Below are 23,396 nucleotides of genomic sequence, written 5' to 3' on the forward strand. Positions count from 1 at the left end.
GGTATGCTAAGAACAAAAATGCCGTTCACTCTTAAGTGAACGGCATTACTCCTTTAAGGGGCATTTTTTATATCTGAAGTTTGTTTATGAGTTTGATTATCGCTTCGTATGGGTAGTTTAGAAAGGTTGGTCTATATGCGTTTTTTAGTCATATTTAAGTGTAAATGTGACTAATTCAACTTGGTTGATAGTCGTCGAATTGTCGACTATTAGTGTCGATATGAGACAAAAAAGCCGTAAGCTATCGATACTTACGGCTACCTAGTTCAGCGATGAAACGAAGAAGGGTTTATTTAAAATTCAGCAGTAAATTACAGCAAGAACATCCTAATCAAATTGTATTTTATTATAAGTAAGTAAATGTAAGTAAAGAATGTAAATGATAACTATTACTATTAACATTGTTATTAGTGTCGTGTACCATTCGTGCACTTTTACTTAAATCTATAAAATATAAGTCGCATTATGAAACTTAAAGCATTATCAGTAGCCGTTACGGTTGCCTTAACCTCATTTACAGCATTTGCTGCCGACGAACCAGAAACCGTAGTCGTTATCGGTTCTGCCCTTGACCAATTGATTCAGACTGAAATCAACTCTGACACACTGGAAAAGAAGCAAGCATCAGACATCAAAGATGTTTTGAATACTATGCCTAGCGTTACGGTTGACGGGAACGCACGTTACTCACGCAAAGTATTTGTACGTGGTATGGAAGACAAATTTGCCGTAGTGACTATTGATGGTGCGCGACAAGAAGGTCAGCTTTTCCACCACTCTGGTGACCAAGCGATTGATCCTGCAATGCTAAAAAGAGCTGAAATTGAATTAGGTGGTAACTCTGCACTGTCAGGTTCTGGTGCTATCAATGGTTCATTTAGCTACGAAACGAAAGACCCAAGCGATCTTCTTAAGCCGGGTGAAAGCGTTGGTGCTCGAGTAAAAACAAGCTATCAAACAGCTTATGAGCGTTTTGCAACCAACGTTGCTGTGTATGCAAAAGTGAACGACAAGCTACAGTTCATGGGTATTGCGAACTATTCAGAAGATGGCGATCTGCACATTCCTGATCAAGAAGCGGTAACCTCTAAGCAGGGTGAGCTTAAGTCGGGTTTGGCTAAAGTTGTTTTCATTCCTAATGATGCCAATGAATTTAAACTGACTTTCAACCGATACAGTGATGGTGGTACGCGTCAGCTTTCTGGCGAAAAGGCGGGTGCTCTGTATGCTGACGATAAACACGACTATCATTCGCTTAATCGCGATACAGTGACGCTACAGCACGAATACGATGCAGGTAGTGATCTAGTTCATCTGAAAAGTAATGTTTACTACAACCGTCAATACATGGATCGTGATGCTCTTGAAGGTACCGCTTGGGGCAAAACACCGGCAGGTAAATGGTTCAAAGATGGAAAAATGTCTTACCCTAAGCGTGAATACAATGTAACAACCATTGGCGGCGACATTCGTAACGTTTCTTGGGTTGGTGAGCATGAGCTTACTTATGGTCTTGAGGGCTACAAGGCCAAGCAATGGATTGATGCTGGTCAAGGTGTATATCTAAGCGGTACTAAGCAAGGTCAAACCGAGAACTACAGCATGGATGGTGGTACGGTGACGGCTTATGGTCTGTATCTGCAAGATATGTACGAGTTCAGCGACTTCCGTTTAACAACGGGCCTTCGTTACGACGTTCATAAACTGGGTGGTGTGTATAAGGGCGAGTTTGACCAACTATCTCCAAAGTTCAAAGGTGAATACCAAACAACGGAAAATCTAAAACTTCGTGTGGGTTACGGTCGTCTGTTTAAAGGCGCGTCACTGCCGGAAACGCTAACGATGAAAGCCCCAAGCAAAGTTAAGCAGTCTGATACGAAGGCGATGACGGGTAATAACTATGAAGCGGGCTTTGATTATGAGCTAACACGTTTGCTTGCGGCTGATTACGCGATTCTAGGTTTCACGGCTTATACCTACGACCTTGATAACCAAATGCACCCAACTAAGAACAACGCAACATTATCTAATAAGTATGATGTTGAAGTTTGGGGTGTAGAGACAGTATTGAGCTATCAGTTAGATGCATTAAGTGTTTACGCTAACCACTCTTACTCTGATGGTGAGCAAAAGAGCCTGAAAAACGGCAAGACAAGTCACATGAATAAAACCGGTATTCATAACTTTAAGGCCGGTTTTAACTACAGCCTAAACAATGAATTTGTGTTTGGTTGGGATTCACGCTTTGTTCCGGGGAACGATTACGAGAACGAAAAAGGCAAAGAGATCAAACGCTCAGGCTTCGCAACGCACAACATTTGGGCGGCTTACACACCTACGTTTGCTAAAGACCTAGAGATGAACCTTGGTATCGATAACCTGCTTGATAAGAAGTACGCTGAGCATACTGGTTTTGGTATCTCTTGGGGTTCAGAAAAGTACACCAGCTATGAAGCGGGTCGTAACTTTAAAGCTTCTATCGCTTATAGCTTCTAATCTGCTCTTAGCTGAAAGTTATTCTAGAAATAGAGAGTTATCAGTATAAGTACAATGTTTCGTCTTAAAATGAAACAACAAAAAAGCCTTAGTTCAGACTAAGGCTTTCTGCTTTCTAATGATTTATTTTCTATTTGTTGATTTATAAGCGGATTTATTTCTAACGGTTAGCTTTAATGACTGAATTTGTGACGTCAGATTAAGACACAGCTTCGTAGCGAATATCTTGCAGATTAAAACCTAAATCGATGTCTGTTTTGAGTGCAGAAACGAGCTTACATACGCGAGCCGACTCGATATGCTCATCGAATTTCTTACGATACTTTTTCGGTAAGTCTTCAGCTAGGAATGCTGTTTCGATATCAGGGTATGTCGTTAATATCTCTTTGGCTGCTTTTGGCCCTATACCTGGAATTCCGGGGACTTGGCTTGAGCTGACGCCCGTTAATCCCCAGTAATCTGCCAGTTGCTCTGGCTTTACGCCAAATTCCGCTTCGATAAAGGGCTTATCTAACCAACGGTGTTGGAAATAATCACGGATCTGAAGCGTTGGTGACAACAGTTGGCAGTAGCCCTTATCCGTGGAAATGATAGTGACGGTTTCTCCGTGGTCAGCGACTTTCTTTGCCAATGTTGCGACGAGATCATCCGCTTCATCGCCATCAGACAGCAGTGAATCAATCCCTAATTCCCACCAAGCTTGTTGAATCGCATCGAGACCTTTCATTAATGGTTCTGGCATCGGCTTACGGTTTTGCTTATAAGCGGGAAGGACTTCCGCGCGCCAACCTCGATCTTGTAAATGATGATCAAATACTGCAATGATATGAGTGGGCTTTGATTCGTTTAGGATGCGATTAAGAGTACGAGCAGTCGTGGTGATGGTTCTTGCAATATCGGTTGGGTCCGGCTGAACAGAGTGCACGCGTCGGATGAGGTTCAAGGCATCGATAATAACAAGATGGATAGACATAAGTTTCCACTAAATAGGCAATAAATAAGGGGCTGCTAGCCCCTTATAGTAACGTATCACTTGGTGAGTTGAAACTTTGGTGACGTAAACGTCATGACTTGTTTAACTTTATACTTGTGGCTTGTTATCAGTTACTTGCCGTTATTCTCTGCTAGGCATAATTTTATAGCAAGGAACATAGTCAGTGCCGCCCGGCAGTTTCATTCGATGCTGTTCAACAAAGTCATTCAGCAGCTGGTCCATTTTTGTCATCAGCTCTTTGTCGCCATCAATCAGGAAGGGGCCATGTTTCTCTATCTCCAAAATACCTTCAGCTTTGACGTTACCTGCCACAATTCCAGAGAAGGCTTTACGTAGATTCGCCGCAAGGCTTTCTGTTTTCTGATCCATATGCAGATCAAGCGCCGCCATAGATTCATGTGTAGGGTCGAATGGCAGTTGGAACTCAGGTTCAATATGCAGTGACCAGTTGTAGCTGTAGGCATCGCCAGTCTCTTTACGGTGAGAGCGTACATCTGGCATTGCCTGTTTCATGATTTTCGCAGCGCGTGCTGGGTCATCAATCACGATCTCATAGTGTTTTTGCGCATCAGGCCCTAAGGTTTCGCCGATGAACTTGTCGATAGAACGGAAGTAAGCTTCACTCTCTTTTGAACCTGTTAAAACAATCGGCATTGGTTGGTCGACGTTATTTGGGTGCATCATGATCCCTAAGATATACAGCAGCTCCTCAGCCGTACCTGGACCACCGGGGAAAATAATGATGCCATGCGCCATACGAACGAATGCCTCAAGACGCTTCTCGATATCTGGCATGATCACCAGTTCGTTCACTATCGGGTTTGGTGGCTCAGCCGCAATGATTGATGGTTCAGTTAGCCCTAAGTAACGGTGGTCTGTATAGCGCTGTTTCGCGTGACCAATTGCAGCTCCTTTCATTGGCCCTTCCATTGCCCCCGGTCCACAACCGGTACAGATGTTTAGTTCACGTAGGCCAAGTTCATTACCCACTTCACGAGTGTATTGGTATTCAGTGGCATTAATTGAATGACCACCCCAGCACACGATCAGGTTAGGTTCGATACCTGGCGTAAGTGCACCTGCATTTCTCAAGATACCAAACACAAGGTTGGTAATATGAGTGGCATTAGTCAGGTTGAGTCTTTGGTTGTCTGCAAGATGCATGTTGACGTAGACAATGTCACGCAGCACCGAGAATAGGTGTTCTTGGATACCCTTGATGATTTCACCATCCACAAAGGCATGTTCTGGAGGGTTGCTTAGTTCGAGTTTGATCCCGCGCTCACGACGGACGACCTCAACATCAAACGATTGATATTTATCGAGCAGCTCTTTGGAGTTGTCGGTGTGGCTACCCGAGTTGAGTACCGCTAACGTACAGTTACGATAAAGCTGGTACAGATCACTAGATGCGGTTTTCTTAAGACGCTCAACTTCAAGTTGAGAGAGTAAATCCATGCTACCGGCAGGGCTGATATGAGTGATCATAGTGCCTCCTTGTTGAAAAGAACTAGGGGAGGTTGGAAGTGGCCCTTTAGTTCGAGATGAGAAGCTAACGTTGAAAGTGTTTGGTTAAAGGCGAGAGAATTAACCAGACGAAACGATTACTACAGCGTTGCTCTTTTAAATACAGCATTGCTTGCCAAGAATGCTTGTTAAGCGAATGTTAATCATTAGCTTAGCAAACATTGAGGGATATGGTATGTGATAAGTATTTGAAAAAATAAAATAAATTAAATCTAGGGCTGTCTTAGTCCCAAACAAGTTGGTTGTTACCGCGCTGTTTGGCTTTGTTTAGTGTTTTATTGAGTCGCTCTAATACTTCTTCAGGTGTGTCTGACTCTTTAAACGGAGTACTTGCCGCGCACAAGGTAATTGTGATTTGTTGGTCACGGAATTTAAAAGGTAAGCGGCTGACTTGATTCTGGATGCTTTGAGTCACTTGATGGCAATATTCATCGCTTTGCTCGGGAAGTAGTAAGATGAACTCTTCACCAGAAAAGCGAGCGACAGTATCGGTAGTACCAATTTCTTTGGTGATCGCTCTTGCGATGATCTTGAGTGCTTTGTCACCAGCGGTATAGCCAAAGCTATCGTTAATTGCTTTGAAGTTATCGATATCTAGCAGCACGACTCTTAGTGAGTGTTGTGCGCGAATCCAGCGACGATATTCTAACTCTAAACGATCGGTGAAGGCGGTACGGTTGTAGATCTTAGTCAGAGGGTCAAGCAGCATACGCTGAGCCTGATCTTCTAGACGCTTGCGGTAATCTTGGGTGACTTCATAGAGCGAATCTAATTGGTTTTTTCCGTAGCTCATTCTTTCTATTAGAGCTTGTTCTTTCTGTTCTGCGTGATTCAGTCTTTCTGAAAGAGAGGCAATTTCACTGAGTAGCGGGTTTATCGAAAGTTTTAAGTTATCAATATCCGTTGCTTTATCAACAGAGTTTTGGCTCTTAGTAACAAGTTCATTCAACTCAGAATTAAGACCTTGGCGATGTTCAAAATAGCTTTGGCTCTGGTCGGAGTTTTGATCTGCTGTTTTGATACTAGAAGCGAGCGAGGAATTGAGTTGTTCTATAAATTGTTCAGACTGCTTACGCTCTAGGCTCGTGCCATCAATCACCAGTTTGAGGATCTGAAGTGCTAGCTCAAGTAGGTTTTGTGTTGAAACACCAAGTAGTAGCTTCGCTCGAATATCGGTCAGTAGATCCCCCGATTCACCCTCGAAGTCGAGTTCAGTGATCAGGTGTTGTAATTCGTTTGATAGTTCGGAAAGGAGTTCTTGTTCAGTTGATTGATCTACGTCGGCAAAATGAGTGCGTGAGTTGTTTGCCATAATCTTAATGGCACGCTCATAAATACTGAGAAGCTTCATCGCATGGTCGACTTTTTGACTGCCATGACACTCGGAGAAGCTAAGTAAGTTTCTTAGATCGCGCTTTAGCTGTGCCGGAAGGCCAGTTATACGCTGCAGCGTTTCCCCACTGTGCTTAATACTATCATCCAGATATCCGTTCTGTTTATCCATAGCCAACGTTTTTTGCTTGAGCATCCTTTCTAATACTGCCAACTTGGGGATCATTGAGCTAATGTCTTTTTGCTTTTCGAGCTCTTCCCTAAGGGCAATGAGATTTTCATCTAAATGAGTGTTGCTGCCAACACATGCATCACTTAAAGACGCAACGATACGCTTGAGAACTTTTTGTTCTCGAATAAATTTGAACGAGGTATCTCTTTGCGTCAAGCGGACTTGATCCAACTGATATTTCAGCTGGTGGAGTTGCGCCTGAATGTCTTTTTCAAGAATGCCCATAGATGTATTAATTAGCGCCGCGTAGATCGTTCTCGATCGTATAGATGAAATTCCGTGACCTTGATAATAACAAAACTAAAAATAAGGTCACGACCTACGACGTTTAACCGCTCGCAAATCAGTCATCTTTTAGCATTTTTTTGATATTGTCCTCATTCTGGTGTGAGGATTGTATCTTTATTAACCCTTGATTAATCGCATGTTTACAAGCCTCTCTTATGTTACCCGTTGCAAGGCTTGCTGCGGGGGCATTGTCGATGGCTTTAAGGTAAACCCATTGGCTACTGCGTTCTTTGAGGCTGATTTCACGTGCCAGGTTAGTCGACATTAATAGTACATCGAGCAGCTCTTGGTCGTTAATCGCGGTATAAGCGCGTGGCAAGAACGGGTAGTCAGCGATGCCCATGCGGACGGTTCGATTAATGTTTCGCTCTGGTTCGAAGTGATTAATCCAAGATTGAATCTTTCTGAACATAGCCTCAGGCGATGTATCACGGTCAGCATTTGGTTCGATATAAAGCAAGTTTGCATCCGAGAAGTGGTAGACGCGCGCAGGACCTTCAAGCTTAGATTTAAGGAACTCGCCGAAAGCATCTTCGAGCTCTAAACCTGCTTTATAACCGTTCTGAGTGTACATATTGCGTAGGAACGGTAAATCTATCATCACAAAGCGTAAACGGTCGTTGAGTGGTTCATGAATCAACTCACCAAGTTGCCATTGTTCGAAGTTTTGGCTGGTTTGTTCTAGAGAATTTGATAGCTTCGCGTTCAGCATTCTTAGATTTGGAAGCTTTGAGCGTGAGTGTGTAAATAGGTCGGTACGCAGTGAATCCATTTCCGTGACTAAGGTTTGAATGATGTAGCCTCGGCGTAGCACAAAGAAGAACAAGACAATGCTGAACAAAAATAAGGCGAACGATATTTTCTGGAACTTATGGTGCTCAAGTTTGTATTTCTCTAATTCTTGTTCTTGACCTGCATAGTGGAGCGTTTGCTCGGCAAACTCTTTTTGTTGGCGGAATGCGTCTTCACCAACACGGTTGAGTTTTTGTTGTTCCAAAGAGACAAGGATATTGTATTGTTTGAGATTTGCTAGCGCTTGTTGTGGACGCCCTGCTTGCTCATAACCTAAAGAGAGCAAGTGGTAGGAGTGTTGCGACAGGCGCATGTTTTCTACCTGACGCGAAATCTTGAGCGCACGTGTCGCATGCTTAATTACATCTTCGCTTTCTTGTAGGTGGTATGCCAAACCTGCGGATAAGAGTGCAGCGCGGCCTTCCAATTTAGGAATGTCGGAATACTCCAGCAGTTCAAGAGCTCGTGCTAGGTATTGCTCGGCTAGAGGGTAGTTATAAAGTCGTAAGTAAGTCGCAGATAAACTTAGACGAATGTCAATGACTTGGTAGATGTCTCGGTCTGTACTCTCATGATCAAGGACATTGAAAAAGTGCACGAGGGCAAGGTTATATTTGCCTTGATTGAAGTACACATCCCCCATCTTTTTTAGTACTTGCGCTAATATGGGAGAGCTTTCAAAATTATCGTAAAAGTCAGCAGCTTGAGACAGGTGCTCTAGAGCTTTATCTAATACTTGGCGTTCAAAGAAAAGCTGTGCAAGTAGGCGGTTTACTTTGGCCAAGCGCGAACTCAGGTTACCTTCTACTGATTTCCAGTAGCCGTACAATAACTCAGATAGTGCATGGTTGTACTCTTTATGGGTAAGATAAAACTCGCCGACGGTGATGTGATAATCAATGACGACTTTTTCCGAGTGACGCTGTTCTAGGTAAGTTTTTGCTTCTTGATAGAGTTTTTCTGCTTCCCCTACGTTGTTGTTATAAGAGGAAATGTCGGCTTTCAACATGATTAAGCGATAGGTAATTCCTTCCGTCAGGCGTAAGGTTTTATTAACCGACTCTAAGCTTGTTTCTATTTTTTTTAGCTCTGATTCTGCTTGGGCAGATTTTCTGTCCGTAAGCCAAAGTAACCTAACTTTGAGTATTTCCAGATCCAACTTTAGATACTCAAGTTTATAGGTTTTTGCTAGTTCAGAGGCTTTGTCGATGTGCTGAATCGCAATACGAATGTTGCCCAGATTAAACTCTGCTTTCGCTAAGATCTTATACGCATCGATACTGCTGTTTGGGGTTCTAATTGAAGAATCGGCCTCTTCACGAGAAATAGCTGACGGGCTCTTCTCGCGTTGATCTGAAAGGATACGTAGCGTTAGGTAGCTGTTGGCCATTCGTTTTGCTTGACTCGGTTCTATCTCAACCAAGTTATTGGCTTCATTGAGGAGCGCCGACGAATAGACCGACGCATTAACCGATGTGCTTAAGCTTAAAATGAATAGACTAACAACGTATAACCAACGCATTTCAATGTCCCTTTAAAGATTTTGTAGGTTCAAATAAGTTTGGGCGGTTCACGCCGATTATTGGCGAGCCATACGCTTATTGTGGCTTGGTCTATCTTGCTCAGTTGAACGGTATGGATTGATATCCAGACCGCCACGACGCGTGTAACGTGCAAATACGGTTAGCTTCGATGGTGCACAGTATTTCATGATGTCAGTGAAGATACGCTCAACACATTGTTCGTGGAATTCGTTATGCTCGCGGAAAGAAACTAAATAGCGTAGCAGAGCTTCACGGTCAATTTGCTTTCCGGAATATGCGATCTCTACGCTGCCCCAATCCGGTTGATTGGTAATTAAGCAGTTTGACTTCAATAAGTGACTATGTAGAGTTTCTTCTACTTCTTGCTCGCCAGCAGCCCCTTCAAGCAGTGACGCTTCAAAATCATAGCTCGTGATTTGGATGTCTTGATTGTCGATACAGTCACCTTCCATCGTCACGATAGGTTGGTTGGTGTAATCGGTTACTGAATTTACATTCACAATCACAGATTCGCCTGCACATGCTGACAAATCTTGAGTTAGACGCTCAGTGACTTGATCCCAGTTTTCAAACTGAGTTTGGTTGTAGCTGTTTAGGTACAGCTTGAAAGATTTTGACTCAATCAAATTTTGGCTAGTTGCCGGAATGAACACTTCACCAACAGCCACTTGTGGTAAGCCATTGGTGTTTAGCCACGAAAGCTCGTACATCGTCCAAATATCATGACCGACAAAAGGTAACTCTCCGTTTAGCGCAAGATCATTACGATTGAGGCTACGAGGTACTGGTTGCAATAAACTTGCATCGTATTGGTTAGAGTACTCAGTTTTTTGGCCTAGGGTTAAACCCGCTAGCTCTTTTGCGTCAGAATATTTGCTCATACTTTCGTTTCAAATTCGATTAGAATGGGGTCGATTTTACTGAATCCCCATTACCCTGTCATTAAGTCATCGCTTAATCGGCACGGAAAGGGCTCGGATTCTATTTATTATTTTGTGTTTAGGAGATTTTCATGACTCAACGCGCTCAAGACGCACTACTTTCTTTCAGTCAGCGATACGTTGACGCGTGGCAGCAGCAACACCAAAGCTTACCTCGTAATGAGGAGTTGGTGGACATTGTATCGCCATGCGTAGAAGAAAAGAGTGGTGATGCCGTGTTGTGGAAACACTATCCACGTGAGCAATTCGCAGATTTCACCAATGTTGAAACGGGTATTGAACTGACTCTGCATGAAGACGTTAAGACTTTCTACGGCGCACAATTTAGTGCGGATATGAACGCGACTTTTGATGGTAACGAACTGACTTTGTTACAGATTTGGAGTGATGACGATTTCGAATGCCTACAAGAAAACATCTTAGGTCACCTAGTGACTCAGCGTCGTTTGAAGCTAAAACCAACGGTTTTCATTGCTGCGACTGATGCTGAACTGGATGTTATCTCTATCTGTAACCTAACGGGTAACGTAATCCTAGAGCGCTTAGGCACCAAAAATCGTGATGTACTAGCCGAGACATTGGCAGAGTTTTTAGAAAAGCTACAACCAGCGGTATAAATAGATGTACGTACTAGAACTTCAATTTGAGTGTTTTGATAACACAACGGTAAGCGCTGTCGATAAGGCGGTTAATGGCTTAATGGATGCACTTCGTTATAACGGACAAGTGTTAGGTCGTGAGTTTCCAATCGTGATGGGCGACGGTGAATTCTATGTTCGCGTTGTGTGTCCGGAGCAAGATAGCTTACACCCACGTAATCATTCAGACTTCGTCAAAGTCTGTTTCGAGCGCTTATCTGCGGCGAGTTTATTAGCGCCTAAGATGCGTCTGCTTGGCCGAGATCTTAACTCCGAAGAAGTAGCCGAAGATGAAACGCCGAGCTGGCAAGTGTTGTACACGACGTTCGTGCATACCTGTTCACCGCTGCGCAGTGGCGATAGCTTGTTACCTATCCCACTATATCGCAACCCGCCGACATTTAATGGCGATCATAAAGCCGTACTGAAATGGCAGACCGAATGGCAAGCCTGTGATGAAGTGCAAATGGGTGGTGGTTGCCGTGCTGAACATGCAACGCTAACCGAGATCAGTGATACTAAAAGTGTGCTGTTTAAACGCGGTTGGGGTCTAAGAGGGCGCATTGAATTTCTGACTAAGATTCCAACTTACTACTACTTATATCGTGTCGGTGGGATCAGCCTGAAAGATGAAAAAGAGCGCAAATGTCCGCAATGTGGTGGTGAATGGCTGCTTGATGCACCAATCCACGATATTTTCTATTTCAAGTGTGATGATTGCCGTCTGGTATCCAACATTTCTTGGGATCACCTCAAGTAATCGACTTCGTTTGATTCACTCTGAGAAGCTTTACTTTCTAGCAAACCTTCATCATTAAAAAAGGGGCTGACATTGAGTCAGCCCCTTTCGGTATCTATAAGTGTCTATTTAAGCTGATTACCAACCTTTAACTACGCCACCTTGGAAGATGTCAGAAGCTGCGTTGTACACTTCTTCAGTTTGATATGCTTTAACGAAGTTTTGTACGTTTTCTGCATTTAGGTTGTCTTCACGAGAAACGATTAGGTTCACGTATGGAGAATCTTTGTCTTCAACGAATACGCCGTCTTTTTGTGGAGTCAGGTTGATAGAGCTCGCGTAAGTAGTGTTGATGATAGATAAAGTTACATCATCAAGAGAACGTGGCAGTTGAGCTGCGTCTAGTTCAACAATCGTTAGGTTCTTAGGGTTACCAACGATGTCACGAACGGTAGCTAGAAGACCTGCACCTTCACGAAGTTCAAGTAAACCTTGCTGCTCAAGAAGCAGTAGAGAACGACCTAGGTTTGTTGGATCGTTTGGTACAGCGATACGAGCACCATTTTGGATTTCGTCTACCGATTTAACTTCTTTAGAGTAACCTGCAATAGGGTAAACAAAAGTGTTACCTGCAACCGTTAGCTTGTAACCACGGTCAGCAACTTGCTGATCTAGGTACGGCGTGTGTTGGAATGCATTGATGTCGATAGAACCATCATCTAGCGCTGCGTTAGGTGTTACATAATCCGTAAAAGTGACCAGTTCAACATCCAGGCCGTATTGCTCTTTCGCGACTTTAGCTGCTACTTCAGCAACTTGTGCTTCTGCACCTGCCATTACGCCAACTTTGATCTTAGAAGTATCGACTTCTTTATCACCACAACCTGCTAGTACTAGCGCTGAAGCTACTGCTGCAATAGTAAGTAAACCTTTAAGGTTAAATTTCATAATAATCTCCTTTTAATAAATCTATTTAATTTGGTTCAGACGACTTTGATTTTGGTCTGTAAGTCGTTATCTGTGGTCAACGCGGCGAACTAATGAATCACCGATTGATTGAATAATTTGTACTAGCACAATCAACATGACGACTGTTACTGCCATAATGGTCACATCGTAGCGGTGAAATCCGTAACGAATCGCGACATCACCTAGGCCACCACCACCCACAGTTCCAGCCATTGCCGAGTAACTCACAAGAGTCACTAGCGTAATCGTCACTGAGTTGATGATAGTCGGCAGTGCTTCAGGAAGCAGAACCTTATTGATGATTTGTGTGGGTGTTGCGCCCATTGACTGAGCTGCTTCCACTAGACCTGTTGGTACTTCAAGTAGTGCACTCTCGATAAGTCGAGCTACGAATGGGATAGCACCAATCGTCAGCGGAACAATCGCTGCGGTTGTACCGATGAAGGTACCAATCAGCATCTTAGTGAGAGGGATGATCGCTACCATCAGTACTAAGAAAGGCACAGAACGGCCCACGTTCACAACCGCACCAAGAATTTTGTTTAGCTTGGTGTTCTCTAACAGGCCACCTTTTTTAGTCGTGTGTAGAATAACGCCTAATGGAATACCGACAGCGAAACCAACGATGCCAGCAACAGCAACCATGTAAAGTGTCTCGCCTGTTGCTTCCAATAGAAGGTTGCCGTTAAGGCTGATCCAGTCAGCAATCTCGTTGAAACTAAAGGACATAACCAAGCACCTCTACTTTTACATTGTTGTCGCGTAGGAATTGGATAGCAGCATTATCATCGGCTTCGTTACCGAACAGCTCAGCGACCATCATGCCGAACTTCACGCCGCCGGCGTAATCGAGGTCAGAGCTTAAGATGCTGACATCGATATTGAATTTACGAGCAATTTGCGTCATCAGCGGAGCATCAACCGTTGCACCAGTAAACTCAAGACGTACTAATGGGTAGCTACTGTTAACACGAGTTTCTTGCAAACGCGCTTGATAATCTTCAGGGATAGATAGGTCTAGCGTTGAGCGAATAAACTGATGTGCTAGCTCTGTCTTAGGGTGTGCGAATATGTCGCCAACTGTACCTTTCTCTACTAGATCGCCACCGCCAATGATCGCGACTTCGTGACAAATGCTCTTAACTACGTCCATCTCGTGCGTAATAAGTAGGATCGTGATGTGTAGCTTGCGGTTGATTTCACGTAGCAGCTCAAGAATAGATTGAGTCGTTGCTGGATCCAGAGCACTGGTCGCTTCATCACACAGTAGTACTTTCGGGTCTGAAGCTAGCGCACGAGCAATCGCGACACGCTGCTTTTGACCACCACTTAAGTTCGCAGGGTAGGTATCACGCTTATCCGATAGGCCGACAAGCTCAAGTAGTTCACTCACTTTCGCTTCAATCGCAGCTTTATCTTTACCAGCAAGCTCTAAAGGCAGTGCTACATTGTTAAATACAGTACGAGAAGACAGCAGATTGAAGTGTTGGAATATCATGCCGATGTTACGGCGTGCTTCGCTAAGTTCTGATTTGCTGAGTTTTGTCAGGTCGATACCGTCAACAATCACTTCACCTGATGTTGGAGCTTCCAACATGTTTACACAACGGATAAGGGTACTTTTGCCTGCACCTGAAGAGCCGATGACTCCAAAGATTTGACCTTGAGGTATGTGGAGGTTGATATCAATTAAGGCATTGATTTCTTTAGTGCCTTGATAAAAAACCTTATTGACTTGATTCACTTTAATCATAGAGAAACCCGTGCAGGTAGAACAGAATAATATATTGATGACTCACTCGATTTACAGATGATGCTATGGTGTTCTATGATCTAAGTCAATAGATATTTTTACGTCTAGACGGCTAAACGCGAGTTGCGAAGTTAAACTAGAAACAAATCGTTAACGAACGCAAAACTAAATAGATAGTGATGAAGCAAATAAAGCGTGTAATAATTAATGATTAATAGAGAGTTGATAGAGAACTGAATTTTGTCTAAACCTGCTGTTTTTTTAGATCGTGATGGTGTGATTAACGTTGATCACGGCTACGTACATGATGAACATGACTTTGAATACATCGATGGTGTGTTTGAAGCGGCGAAAGCGTTTAAAGATATGGGTTATTTATTGGTGTTAGTGACCAACCAATCTGGTATTGCTCGCGGCATGTTTAGTGAAGACCGTTTTCTTTCTCTAACGCAGTGGATGGATTGGAACTTTGTTGATAACGGCGTTGAGCTAGATGGTATTTATTACTGCCCGCACCACGCTGAGCACGGTGTTGGTGACTACAAACAAGATTGTGAATGTCGTAAGCCAAAGCCAGGCATGTTCATTTCTGCGCGTGACTTTCTGAAGATTGATATGGCTAACTCGGTCATGATCGGCGATAAAGCTGAAGACATGATGGCTGCAGAAGCGGCGGGTGTTGGCACTAAAGTACTGGTAAGAACCGGTAAGCCAATCACTGAAAAAGGTGAAGCGCTTGCAAGTGTCGTGCTTGACAGTATTAAAGATGTACCAGCATTCTTAAAAGGTTAAGACACTAAGTCTTTTTCACTTAGATATAAGTGTTATTCACTATATAAAGATGAGGAACGCAGTATGAAAGCATTGTTGATAGCATCTCTATGTACGGTAGCGTTATTCGGATGCTCTAAATCAGCAGCTCCTGAGACTGAGAGCGCAGTATCGGACGATCAATTCGTGACTTATCAATGTGAGTCTGACGCTTCATTTAAGGTCGCTTACCTTAGTGATGAAAAAGCGGTATTACGTTTGCCAGAGAATGAATATCGCCTCACTCAAATAGCGGCAGGTTCAGGAACGAAGTACATCCTAGATGATGGAACCTCTGAACTGATCAATAGCGTAACTTTACGTACTAAAGGTGACAATGCACGCCTAGAACTTGGCCGTGTTATCTATAAAAACTGCCGAAAGTAGGTCATAGTTATCTACTAGGATTTACAAACAGTTAAGTGAGGGAGTTCGCCCTCACTTTTTCTTTCTCTTCCCTTTAACGTCAGACTTTTTATGAGCAAAAAACTCACTATTCTCGATATTGCTAAGCTGTCCGGTGTTGGTAAGTCTACCGTATCTCGCGTTCTGACCAATGATCCCAAAGTAAAACCTGAAACCCGTGAAAGGGTGGAAAGAGTAATTCAAGAATCTGGGTACACGCCTTCGAAGTCTGCGCAGTCGATGCGTGGTGGCAGTCAAAAAGTCATCGGTGTCATCATCTCTCGTCTGGACTCTCCTTCTGAAAACAAAGCGGTAAGTACGATGCTGGCCGAGTTGTATCGAGCGGATTATGATGTCGTGATCATGGAAAGCCAGCTAGATAGAGAAAAAGCCAATGAGCACCTTCAGGTTCTCAAGCGTCGCAATGTAGATGGCATCATTGTGTTTGGCTTTACTGACTGTGATATTCCTGCAATCGAAGCTTGGGAACACAAAGCGGTGGTGATTGCTCTGGATACCGAGAACGTGACGTCGATTAACTATGATAACCAACAGGTGATCAATAGTGCGTTAACGCATCTAGCAGAGCAGGAAATCTCTGAGGTTGGTTTCATTGGCGTTGATCCTAGCGACAAATCAACCGGTGAACTGCGTCTTAAGGCCTATCTAGATTGGTGTGAAAGCGCTGGAGTGATTGCCAACTATCGTACTGGTCAACTTCATCATGAAAGTGCTTATCAGCTGGTGGATGAGGTACTGACTCCTACAACTCAAGCGATTGTGTGTGCCAGTGACACATTGGCTCTTGGTGTAATCAAACGTCTGCAAGAACTACAACGTGAAGATGTGGTGGTGACCGGTGTTGGTGGCAATGATCTTCTCTCTTTCTTGTTCCCGCGAGTATTTAGTATTGATCCTGGGTATCAATCTGCGGGTAAGTTGGCCGCTAATTTATTGATCTCTCAGCTTTTAGGTAATGCAGAGATCTCTCATCACACTCAATCACCTATTCTATAATCCACTCAATCAAACGAAATTGAACCGCTTAGATTAAAATTAGAGTGTGATCTCTTTCAATTAATGGGACTGTTCCCATTTTAATTTATCATTCATGTGGGCATTATAATAATCGTGATTGGGAATGTTCCCATAAGTCTAAATCCGAGTGGTTATCGCTGCATGGTTTAGATGAGTAATTGAATGAAACCAGGGTGGGGTAGTATGAGTAAGATAGCGAAGCAAGACGTTGCGCGTCTTATCGAGTTAGTCGGTGGCAAAGAGAATATTGCGAGTGTCAGCCATTGTCTGACTCGACTGCGTTTTGTATTGAATGATACGGAACAAGCGAACAAAGCAGAATTGGAGAAGCTTAAGCTGGTAAAAGGCTGCTTTACTAACGCAGGTCAATTTCAAGTGGTTATTGGCACCGAGGTTGATGAGGTGTACGCCCTTCTTATTGAGCAAGCCGGTAAAGATGCATCATCAAAAGATGAGGCGAAACTAGCGGCTCGCCAGAACATGAACTTCCTTGAGCGTGGTATCTCCCATTTAGCCGAAATTTTCGTACCACTGCTACCTGCCATTATTACGGGTGGTTTGATTCTTGGTTTCCGTAATGTGATTGGCGACATTCGCATGTTCGACGGCAAAACCTTGGTTGAGATAAGCCAATTCTGGGCTACCGTTCATTCTTTCTTGTGGTTGATTGGCGAAGCGATCTTCTTCTTCCTACCAGTTGGTGTGTGTTGGGCAACGGTTAAGAAACTCGGCGGAACCCCTATTTTGGGTATCACGCTCGGTGTGACCTTGGTTTCCCCACAATTGATGAACGCTTACATGATAGGTAAATCGGTACCTGAGGTGTGGGACTTTGGTTTGTTCGTGATTGAGAAAGTCGGTTATCAAGCTCAGGTGATCCCTGCGATGTTAGCGGGCGTGGCTCTGGCTTTCATTGAGACCAACCTTAAGCGCATTGTACCCTCTTATCTGTACCTAGTTGTCGTGCCATTTGTCTCGATCATCTTGTCTGTGATTCTGGCTCACGCCTTTATTGGCCCATTCGGTCGTATGTTGGGTGATGGTGTGGCATTCGCTGCCAAAGTGGCAATGACAGGTGACTTCGCGGTTCTTGGTTCAGTGGTCTTTGGCTTCCTATACGCACCTTTGGTTATTACGGGTATTCACCACACAACCAACGCTGTGGACTTACAACTGATGCAAGACTTAGGTGGCACACCAATCTGGCCTTTGATTGCGCTATCAAACATTGCACAAGCTTCAGCGGTTGTCGGCATCATCATTTTGAGTAAGCGCGAAGGCGAACGAGACATCTCGGTACCTGCGGCAATCTCTGCGTACTTAGGTGTGACGGAACCAGCGATGTACGGCATCAACCTTAAATACAAATTCCCAATGCTGAGCGCAATGATCGGCAGTGCCGCAGCGGCTGCAATCTGTGGTAGTGCAGGTGTGATGGCGAATGGTATCGGTGTTGGTGGCTTGCCGGGCATCTTATCGATTCAACCTCAATATTGGTCGATTTACTTAGTCGCGATGCTGGTGGCGGTTGTACTGCCGATAACGCTGACATTGTTCTTCTATAAACGAGCACAGATGAAAGGCGAGCTAGAAACCGCCAACGCGTAATGCATTTAACAAGCGATGATTCAATTGAGTCATCGCTTTTCTCTTAGTTATAGCTTTTTCTCTCAGTTATAACGGCTATTCGACCATGATTTGCATGGTGATTTTTATTTTATATTTTCTGGTAAGTGAGTGTTAGAGATGGCGATGACTGAACATGATGAAAGCTGGTGGAAAACCGCGACCATCTATCAAATCTACCCAAAGAGCTTCTGCGACAGTGGCAGTAAGGGTACTGGCGATATCAAAGGGATCATTTCGAAACTGGATTACCTCAAACATTTGAGTGTAGCTGCGATTTGGCTAACCCCAGTTTACGCGTCACCCATGATCGACAATGGTTACGATATCTCAGACTACTACGCGATTAACCCTCAATTCGGCACTATGGAAGACTTCGACTTATTATTGTCTGAAGCGCACCAACGTGGCATTCGCATCGTGATGGATATTGTGGTCAACCATACTTCAACAGAGCATGCATGGTTTCAGTCTGCATTGGGTGACAAAAACAGCCCATACCGCGATTACTACATCTGGAAAGACCCTGTGAACGGCCAAGCACCAACCAACTGGCAGTCTAAATTCGGTGGTAATGCATGGGAAATGGATAAGGCCACTGGGCAATACTTCCTGCATTTATTTGCGAAAGAACAGGCCGACCTTAACTGGGAGAATCCGGTTGTACGTGAAGAAGTAAAAGATGTCATCAGCTTCTGGGCTGAGAAGGGCGTCGATGGTTTTCGCTTGGACGTAATCAACCTGATTTCAAAGCAGCAAGATTTCCCAAATGATGATATCGGTGATGGTCGCCGTTTCTATACCGATGGCCCACGAGTGCACGAATACCTGAAAGAGATCAGCGAAGCGGTATTCCAAAAATACGGTAGCGTAACCGTAGGTGAGATGTCTTCAACCACGTTGGAACATTGTCAGCAATACTCAAACGTTGATAACAGCGAGCTATCAATGGTGTTTAACTTCCACCACCTTAAGGTTGATTACACTAATGGTGAAAAGTGGACCAATGCGCCGTTTGATTTCTTACAGCTCAAATCGATCTTCAATCATTGGCAAACTGGCTTAAACGGAAAAGGATGGGGCGCACTATTCTGGTGTAACCATGACCAACCACGAGTGGTGAGCCGCTTAGGTAACGATCAACAATATCGCGTTGAATCAGCCAAGATGCTTGCCGCCTCGGTTCACATGATGCAAGGCACACCTTATATCTATCAAGGTGAAGAGATTGGCATGACCAACCCGGGTTACACCGAGATCAGCCAGTATCGTGATGTAGAGAGCACCAACATGTACGATATCATGGTGAACCGTGATGGTGTGGCTCATCAAGATATGATGGCGATCTTAGCGCAGAAATCTCGTGATAACTCTCGTACGCCAATGCAGTGGAACAGTGAGCCTTACGCCGGATTCTCACAAGCTCAACCATGGCTTGATGTGGCGAATAACTACACTGAAATCAACGCCGAGCAAGCGTTGGAAGATAAAGACTCTGTATTTTACTTTTACAAGGCTTTGATTGAGTTACGTAAACAGCTACCGGTGATTACGGATGGCAGCTATCAAGATCTATTGCCTGAGCATTCATCTTTATTTGCGTATGTTCGTGAGAGTGAAGGGCAAACTCTACTGTGCATTAATAACTATTATGGTGAAGAGGCTGAATGCGTTTTACCTGAACGTTTTGAGATGGCGAAGGCTAAGAGCTTGTTGTCTAATTATCAAGTGAGCGAGAGTTTAGTGGCGTCTCATCATCAAGTTTTGCGACCTTACGAGACTCGTATTCTCTTGATTGAAGATTAACCTTGTTTCTATTTCTATTTCTATAAGCCTATTTCTATTTCTATAAGCCTAATTCTATTCCCCTTAAGAATTAGGTCTCTACAAAGGCTTTGGAGTGCTTCCCAAAGCCTTTTTGTTTTACTGATGTATGGATTAATCGTGCCTCGAGTTTGCTTGCGAAAAACTTGCGTATCGAGTGCCAGTAACGACAGAGCAGGTAATGAACGCTAAGACGCGTAATTCACCGAGTAGCGAGTTGGTTTGTGGTTCATTGCCAATACGATGTTCAATACTGCGGTGCCTAATACAGATACGGCAATCACCCAAGGTGATACAAAGAAGAACGATGCAAACAGAATACAAGCATCAATGCACATCTGAGTTTTTCCTACTGAGATACCGTAGCGGTCTTGGATAAACAAACACAGTACGTTGAAGCCACCCAAGCTCGAGCGATGACGGAATAGGATAAGCATACCTAAGCCCATTAACAGGCCACCAGCAACAGCACAGTAGATCTCGTTATGAACTTCTAGTGAGATAACGAGGTATAAATGATCGGCAAACACAGAAACTAACGCACCAGCAATTGCACTGCTAATGGCAAAACTACGGCCAAATCGTTTCCATGCCAATAAATAGAATGGACAGTTGGCCACAAAGTACAAAATACCGAAGGTTACAGGTAAGAATTGACTCAAAAGCAGAGCCAAGCCAGTAGTACCACCGGTAAGCAGGTTCGCTGACTGTAAAAAGAAGACGCCTAACGCCACTAAAAACGTGCCAGTGAGAATGGCTACCCAATCTTCTTTACGTGAGTGTTTTTCCATCGTTTTAATAATTACCTAACCAATAAAGGCGTGCATAGTAGAGAAAAACCTTAGCTTTCGGTAGCTTGAGGGGCAAAATTAAGGTAAACCTATGTAATCTGCGTTTTACAGGGTGTAAAGCGTAAAATTGACAGTAAGCGTCATCTTTGGTTGGATAAGCTTAATAACCATGATGAATCTTATATGTTATTATGAAAAAACTGCATGATAAAATTGCAATTAGCTCTTTATGACCTAGATCAAATTATGTAGAATGCGTCACATCAAAACGGTGACGGAAACGTTTGCTTTCGGTCGTTGTGTGGTTTTTTTGAAACTTTCAGTACAATCTGAGTCAGGAGATACAGATGCTTAAGCGTGACATGAACATTGCTGATTACGATGCGGACCTATTCGCAGCTATCCAAGAAGAAACTCTTCGTCAGGAAGAGCACATCGAACTTATCGCTTCAGAAAACTACACAAGCCCACGTGTAATGGAAGCTCAAGGTTCTCAACTTACAAACAAATACGCTGAAGGCTACCCTGGTAAGCGTTACTACGGTGGTTGTGAGTTCGTAGATAAAGTTGAAACTCTAGCAATCGAACGTGCATGTGAACTGTTTGGCGCTCAATACGCGAACGTACAACCTCACTCAGGTTCTCAAGCAAACAACGCTGTATACATGGCACTACTGAATGCTGGCGATACTGTTCTAGGCATGAGCCTAGCGCACGGTGGTCACCTAACTCACGGTTCTCCAGTAAACTTCTCTGGTAAGCTTTACAACATCATCCCTTACGGTATCGATGAAGCAGGTCAAATCGATTACGAAGAGATGGAAGCGCTAGCTATCGAGCACAAACCTAAGATGATCATCGGTGGTTTCTCTGCTTACTCTCAAATTTGTGATTGGGCGCGCATGCGTGAAATCGCTGACAAAGTAGGTGCTTACTTCTTCGTAGATATGGCTCACGTTGCGGGTCTAATCGCTGCAGGCGTTTACCCGAACCCAGTTCCACACGCTCACGTTGTTACAACAACAACGCACAAAACGCTTGCTGGTCCTCGTGGTGGTCTTATCCTTTCTAACGAAGGTGAAGATCTTTACAAGAAGCTAAACTCAGCAGTATTCCCAGGCGGCCAAGGCGGTCCTCTAATGCACGTTATCGCTGGTAAAGCAGTAGCGTTCAAAGAAGCTCTAGAACCAGAGTTCAAAGAATACCAAGCTCGCGTTGTTGCTAACGCAAAAGCAATGGTTGCTGAATTCCTAGCACGCGGTTACAACATCGTTTCAGGTTCTACAGAGAACCACCTGTTCCTAGTTGACCTAATCGACAAAGACATCACAGGTAAAGAGGCTGATGCAGCACTAGGTTCAGCTAACATCACAGTTAACAAGAACTCAGTTCCAAACGATCCACGTAGCCCATTCGTTACTTCTGGTATCCGTATCGGTTCTCCTTCTATCACTCGTCGCGGTTTCTCAGAAGCAGACGCGAAAGAGCTAGCAGGTTGGATGTGTGACATCCTAGATAACATGGGTGATGAGTCTGTTATCGAAGCAACTAAAGCGAAAGTTCTAAATATCTGTAAGCGTCTACCTGTTTACGCATAATTTTTCTGCGTAGTAATTTGAACTTCGTTGTCGAGCATGCTCACTTACATCCGTAAGCTCCGCGTGCTCTCCTTGAATTTCAAACGACTACTTTGAAAAGTACTTTTAAAGGGGCTCATTGAGTCCCTTTTTGTTTTAGGGGAAGGTGCTGAAAACTCCGCGCCTTTTCCTTGAACTAAAGCTATTTGATTGAAAAATACGATTTGAAAGGCTCCTGTTGGGAGCCTTTTTTGTATTTGTAAGTAATAAAGTCGTTGTCGAGCATGCTCACTTACATCCGTAAGCTCCGCGTGCTCTCCTAGAATTTCAAACGACTACTTTGAAAATTGATTTAAGAGGTCCCTTTTGGGGCCTTTTTTGTATCTGTAGGTATGAGATTTAGGTTATCTGAGAATACAGCAAGGCAGGTACTAAAAAGGGTTAATGCTTTCACATCAACCCTTTATTGCTTTCTTGTTTTATCGCTTTCTTGTTGTGTCGCTTCTACTTTTTAATGCTAAGTAGGGTGCCTGACTTACACTTGAAAGAGTAGTAGTGACGGCTTTCGTTGAATTTACCTAAGCCTTCGCCATCACAATAGTCGATGTTGATATCGCGCATAATTTCTAGCGTATCTTCACTGTTTAAGGCAAATTTAGAGCCGTCAGAGCAGACGATACGAACTCGTTCATCATGGCTTACAGAGTAGATATCGACTTCAGTATTACACAGCTCAAAAGAGGCTTCACGGAAGTTATCTTGTTGAGTATTTGAAGCACAACCTGCGGTAAATACGGCTGCGATAACGGCTAAAAGTCCGAGTCTTTTCATTGTTAGTCCTTCGATATCATCGAATTTGGTGATGAGTTTTATATGCTGTTTGGAGTAGCCTATACAACAACACGCTTTGATTCAAGGAGTGTTGGCTGACTCTAGGATATAAAAGTATAGGCGCAACCAGATAATTTCTAATAAGTTTATTCGTGTTTAGCCTGCCCTAGAAACAAAAAGACCAACACAGAGGTTTAATGCCGTTCGGATAAGCATTATTGCTTGAACCTGAACGGATATTTGGCTGGG

General features: G+C 43.8%; 19 protein-coding genes. 9 read left to right on the top strand and 10 right to left on the bottom strand.

The annotated features are described in order from the left end of the window. Positions 1–465 precede the first annotated feature (465 nt). Positions 466–2,496, top strand: coding sequence for a TonB-dependent receptor (locus AB6D80_RS20425; protein ID WP_012604635.1), 2,031 nt, complete (start codon positions 466–468; stop codon positions 2,494–2,496). A gap of 199 nt (positions 2,497–2,695) precedes the next feature. On the opposite strand, the gene xni is transcribed toward AB6D80_RS20425, so the two are convergent. The 5 genes from xni to queF all read right to left on the bottom strand — a co-directional run bounded on the left by xni (position 2,696) and on the right by queF (position 10,086). Beyond that, complete coding sequence (gene xni / locus AB6D80_RS20430) at positions 2,696–3,469, bottom strand: flap endonuclease Xni (protein WP_009847458.1); 774 nt, start codon at positions 3,467–3,469, stop codon at positions 2,696–2,698. 141 nt (positions 3,470–3,610) lie between these two features. Then, entirely contained in the window at positions 3,611–4,978 is a 1,368-nt protein-coding gene (gene ppnN / locus AB6D80_RS20435) for a nucleotide 5'-monophosphate nucleosidase PpnN (RefSeq protein WP_371707080.1), read from the bottom strand. 262 nt (positions 4,979–5,240) lie between these two features. Further along, on the bottom strand, positions 5,241–6,806 hold the full coding sequence (locus AB6D80_RS20440) for a diguanylate cyclase domain-containing protein (RefSeq protein ID WP_372189436.1): 1,566 nt from the start codon (positions 6,804–6,806) through the stop codon (positions 5,241–5,243). Between the two features lie 118 nt (positions 6,807–6,924). After that, the gene (locus AB6D80_RS20445) at positions 6,925–9,183 is read right to left on the bottom strand and encodes a tetratricopeptide repeat protein (protein WP_372030745.1); all 2,259 of its coding nucleotides are present in this window, start codon (positions 9,181–9,183) and stop codon (positions 6,925–6,927) included. A gap of 57 nt (positions 9,184–9,240) precedes the next feature. Further along, on the bottom strand, positions 9,241–10,086 hold the full coding sequence (queF, locus tag AB6D80_RS20450; RefSeq protein ID WP_009847454.1) for an NADPH-dependent 7-cyano-7-deazaguanine reductase QueF: 846 nt from the start codon (positions 10,084–10,086) through the stop codon (positions 9,241–9,243). 131 nt (positions 10,087–10,217) lie between these two features. Between queF and syd the strand changes: the two genes are divergently transcribed. Together syd and AB6D80_RS20460 are read left to right on the top strand one after the other, a co-directional pair. Further along, complete coding sequence (syd, locus tag AB6D80_RS20455; RefSeq protein ID WP_012604631.1) at positions 10,218–10,763, top strand: SecY-interacting protein; 546 nt, start codon at positions 10,218–10,220, stop codon at positions 10,761–10,763. A 4-nt stretch (positions 10,764–10,767) separates the two neighbouring features. After that, complete coding sequence (locus tag AB6D80_RS20460; protein WP_012604630.1) at positions 10,768–11,544, top strand: Zn-ribbon-containing protein; 777 nt, start codon at positions 10,768–10,770, stop codon at positions 11,542–11,544. 117 nt (positions 11,545–11,661) lie between these two features. Here AB6D80_RS20460 and AB6D80_RS20465 read toward each other — a convergent pair whose 3' ends face one another. From AB6D80_RS20465 to metN, 3 genes are all read right to left on the bottom strand, one after another. Further along, complete coding sequence (locus AB6D80_RS20465) at positions 11,662–12,471, bottom strand: MetQ/NlpA family lipoprotein (protein ID WP_102249099.1); 810 nt, start codon at positions 12,469–12,471, stop codon at positions 11,662–11,664. A gap of 66 nt (positions 12,472–12,537) precedes the next feature. Further along, complete coding sequence (locus AB6D80_RS20470) at positions 12,538–13,221, bottom strand: methionine ABC transporter permease (protein ID WP_009847449.1); 684 nt, start codon at positions 13,219–13,221, stop codon at positions 12,538–12,540. Next, positions 13,211–14,245 carry a methionine ABC transporter ATP-binding protein MetN gene (gene metN / locus AB6D80_RS20475; protein ID WP_372189438.1) on the bottom strand — a complete coding sequence of 345 codons (1,035 nt, stop codon included), beginning with the start codon at positions 14,243–14,245 and terminating at the stop codon, positions 13,211–13,213. Before metN ends, AB6D80_RS20470 begins: the two co-directional genes overlap by 11 nt. Before the next feature lie 240 nt (positions 14,246–14,485). On the opposite strand from metN, the gene gmhB reads away from it, so the two are divergent. From gmhB to treC, 5 genes are all read left to right on the top strand, one after another. Beyond that, on the top strand, positions 14,486–15,037 hold the full coding sequence (gmhB, locus tag AB6D80_RS20480) for a D-glycero-beta-D-manno-heptose 1,7-bisphosphate 7-phosphatase (RefSeq protein WP_012604624.1): 552 nt from the start codon (positions 14,486–14,488) through the stop codon (positions 15,035–15,037). A gap of 63 nt (positions 15,038–15,100) precedes the next feature. Continuing rightward, positions 15,101–15,442 carry an MliC family protein gene (locus AB6D80_RS20485; RefSeq protein WP_102249098.1) on the top strand — a complete coding sequence of 114 codons (342 nt, stop codon included), beginning with the start codon at positions 15,101–15,103 and terminating at the stop codon, positions 15,440–15,442. A 90-nt stretch (positions 15,443–15,532) separates the two neighbouring features. Further along, positions 15,533–16,477 (top strand): trehalose operon repressor TreR, encoded by a 945-nt coding sequence (gene treR, locus AB6D80_RS20490; protein WP_009847445.1) that lies wholly within the window; start codon positions 15,533–15,535, stop codon positions 16,475–16,477. A gap of 204 nt (positions 16,478–16,681) precedes the next feature. Further along, positions 16,682–18,106 carry a PTS trehalose transporter subunit IIBC gene (gene treB, locus AB6D80_RS20495; protein ID WP_372189440.1) on the top strand — a complete coding sequence of 475 codons (1,425 nt, stop codon included), beginning with the start codon at positions 16,682–16,684 and terminating at the stop codon, positions 18,104–18,106. Positions 18,107–18,244: 138 nt separating this feature from the next. Then, entirely contained in the window at positions 18,245–19,930 is a 1,686-nt protein-coding gene (gene treC, locus AB6D80_RS20500; RefSeq protein ID WP_372189442.1) for an alpha,alpha-phosphotrehalase, read from the top strand. Between the two features lie 206 nt (positions 19,931–20,136). Here the strand turns inward: treC and AB6D80_RS20505 are convergent, their stop codons facing one another. After that, positions 20,137–20,739 carry a YitT family protein gene (locus tag AB6D80_RS20505; RefSeq protein ID WP_017096802.1) on the bottom strand — a complete coding sequence of 201 codons (603 nt, stop codon included), beginning with the start codon at positions 20,737–20,739 and terminating at the stop codon, positions 20,137–20,139. 347 nt (positions 20,740–21,086) lie between these two features. Between AB6D80_RS20505 and glyA the strand changes: the two genes are divergently transcribed. After that, complete coding sequence (glyA, locus tag AB6D80_RS20510; RefSeq protein WP_012604617.1) at positions 21,087–22,337, top strand: serine hydroxymethyltransferase; 1,251 nt, start codon at positions 21,087–21,089, stop codon at positions 22,335–22,337. Between the two features lie 483 nt (positions 22,338–22,820). On the opposite strand, the gene AB6D80_RS20515 is transcribed toward glyA, so the two are convergent. After that, on the bottom strand, positions 22,821–23,147 hold the full coding sequence (locus AB6D80_RS20515; RefSeq protein ID WP_009847438.1) for a hypothetical protein: 327 nt from the start codon (positions 23,145–23,147) through the stop codon (positions 22,821–22,823). Positions 23,148–23,396: the final 249 nt, after the last annotated feature.

The sequence above is a fragment of the Vibrio sp. 10N.247.310.17 genome (assembly GCF_041466605.1).
In the GTDB taxonomy this organism is placed as follows: Bacteria; Pseudomonadota; Gammaproteobacteria; order Enterobacterales; family Vibrionaceae; genus Vibrio; species Vibrio tasmaniensis_A.

Excerpts from the sequence above, each read along its gene's own strand:
- AB6D80_RS20425 (WP_012604635.1), top strand. The coding sequence starts at position 466 with ATGAAACTTAAAGCATTATCAGTAGCCGTTACGGTTGCCTTAACCTCA.
- treR (WP_009847445.1), top strand. The coding sequence starts at position 15,533 with ATGAGCAAAAAACTCACTATTCTCGATATTGCTAAGCTGTCCGGTGTT.
- metN (WP_372189438.1), bottom strand. The coding sequence starts at position 14,245 with ATGATTAAAGTGAATCAAGTCAATAAGGTTTTTTATCAAGGCACTAAA.
- AB6D80_RS20460 (WP_012604630.1), top strand. The coding sequence starts at position 10,768 with ATGTACGTACTAGAACTTCAATTTGAGTGTTTTGATAACACAACGGTA.
- AB6D80_RS20470 (WP_009847449.1), bottom strand. The coding sequence starts at position 13,221 with ATGTCCTTTAGTTTCAACGAGATTGCTGACTGGATCAGCCTTAACGGC.
- syd (WP_012604631.1), top strand. The coding sequence starts at position 10,218 with ATGACTCAACGCGCTCAAGACGCACTACTTTCTTTCAGTCAGCGATAC.
- xni (WP_009847458.1), bottom strand. The coding sequence starts at position 3,469 with ATGTCTATCCATCTTGTTATTATCGATGCCTTGAACCTCATCCGACGC.
- AB6D80_RS20485 (WP_102249098.1), top strand. The coding sequence starts at position 15,101 with ATGAAAGCATTGTTGATAGCATCTCTATGTACGGTAGCGTTATTCGGA.
- queF (WP_009847454.1), bottom strand. The coding sequence starts at position 10,086 with ATGAGCAAATATTCTGACGCAAAAGAGCTAGCGGGTTTAACCCTAGGC.
- AB6D80_RS20440 (WP_372189436.1), bottom strand. The coding sequence starts at position 6,806 with ATGGGCATTCTTGAAAAAGACATTCAGGCGCAACTCCACCAGCTGAAA.
- treC (WP_372189442.1), top strand. The coding sequence starts at position 18,245 with ATGGCGATGACTGAACATGATGAAAGCTGGTGGAAAACCGCGACCATC.
- treB (WP_372189440.1), top strand. The coding sequence starts at position 16,682 with ATGAGTAAGATAGCGAAGCAAGACGTTGCGCGTCTTATCGAGTTAGTC.
- glyA (WP_012604617.1), top strand. The coding sequence starts at position 21,087 with ATGCTTAAGCGTGACATGAACATTGCTGATTACGATGCGGACCTATTC.
- ppnN (WP_371707080.1), bottom strand. The coding sequence starts at position 4,978 with ATGATCACTCATATCAGCCCTGCCGGTAGCATGGATTTACTCTCTCAA.
- AB6D80_RS20505 (WP_017096802.1), bottom strand. The coding sequence starts at position 20,739 with ATGGAAAAACACTCACGTAAAGAAGATTGGGTAGCCATTCTCACTGGC.
- AB6D80_RS20515 (WP_009847438.1), bottom strand. The coding sequence starts at position 23,147 with ATGAAAAGACTCGGACTTTTAGCCGTTATCGCAGCCGTATTTACCGCA.
- AB6D80_RS20465 (WP_102249099.1), bottom strand. The coding sequence starts at position 12,471 with ATGAAATTTAACCTTAAAGGTTTACTTACTATTGCAGCAGTAGCTTCA.
- AB6D80_RS20445 (WP_372030745.1), bottom strand. The coding sequence starts at position 9,183 with ATGCGTTGGTTATACGTTGTTAGTCTATTCATTTTAAGCTTAAGCACA.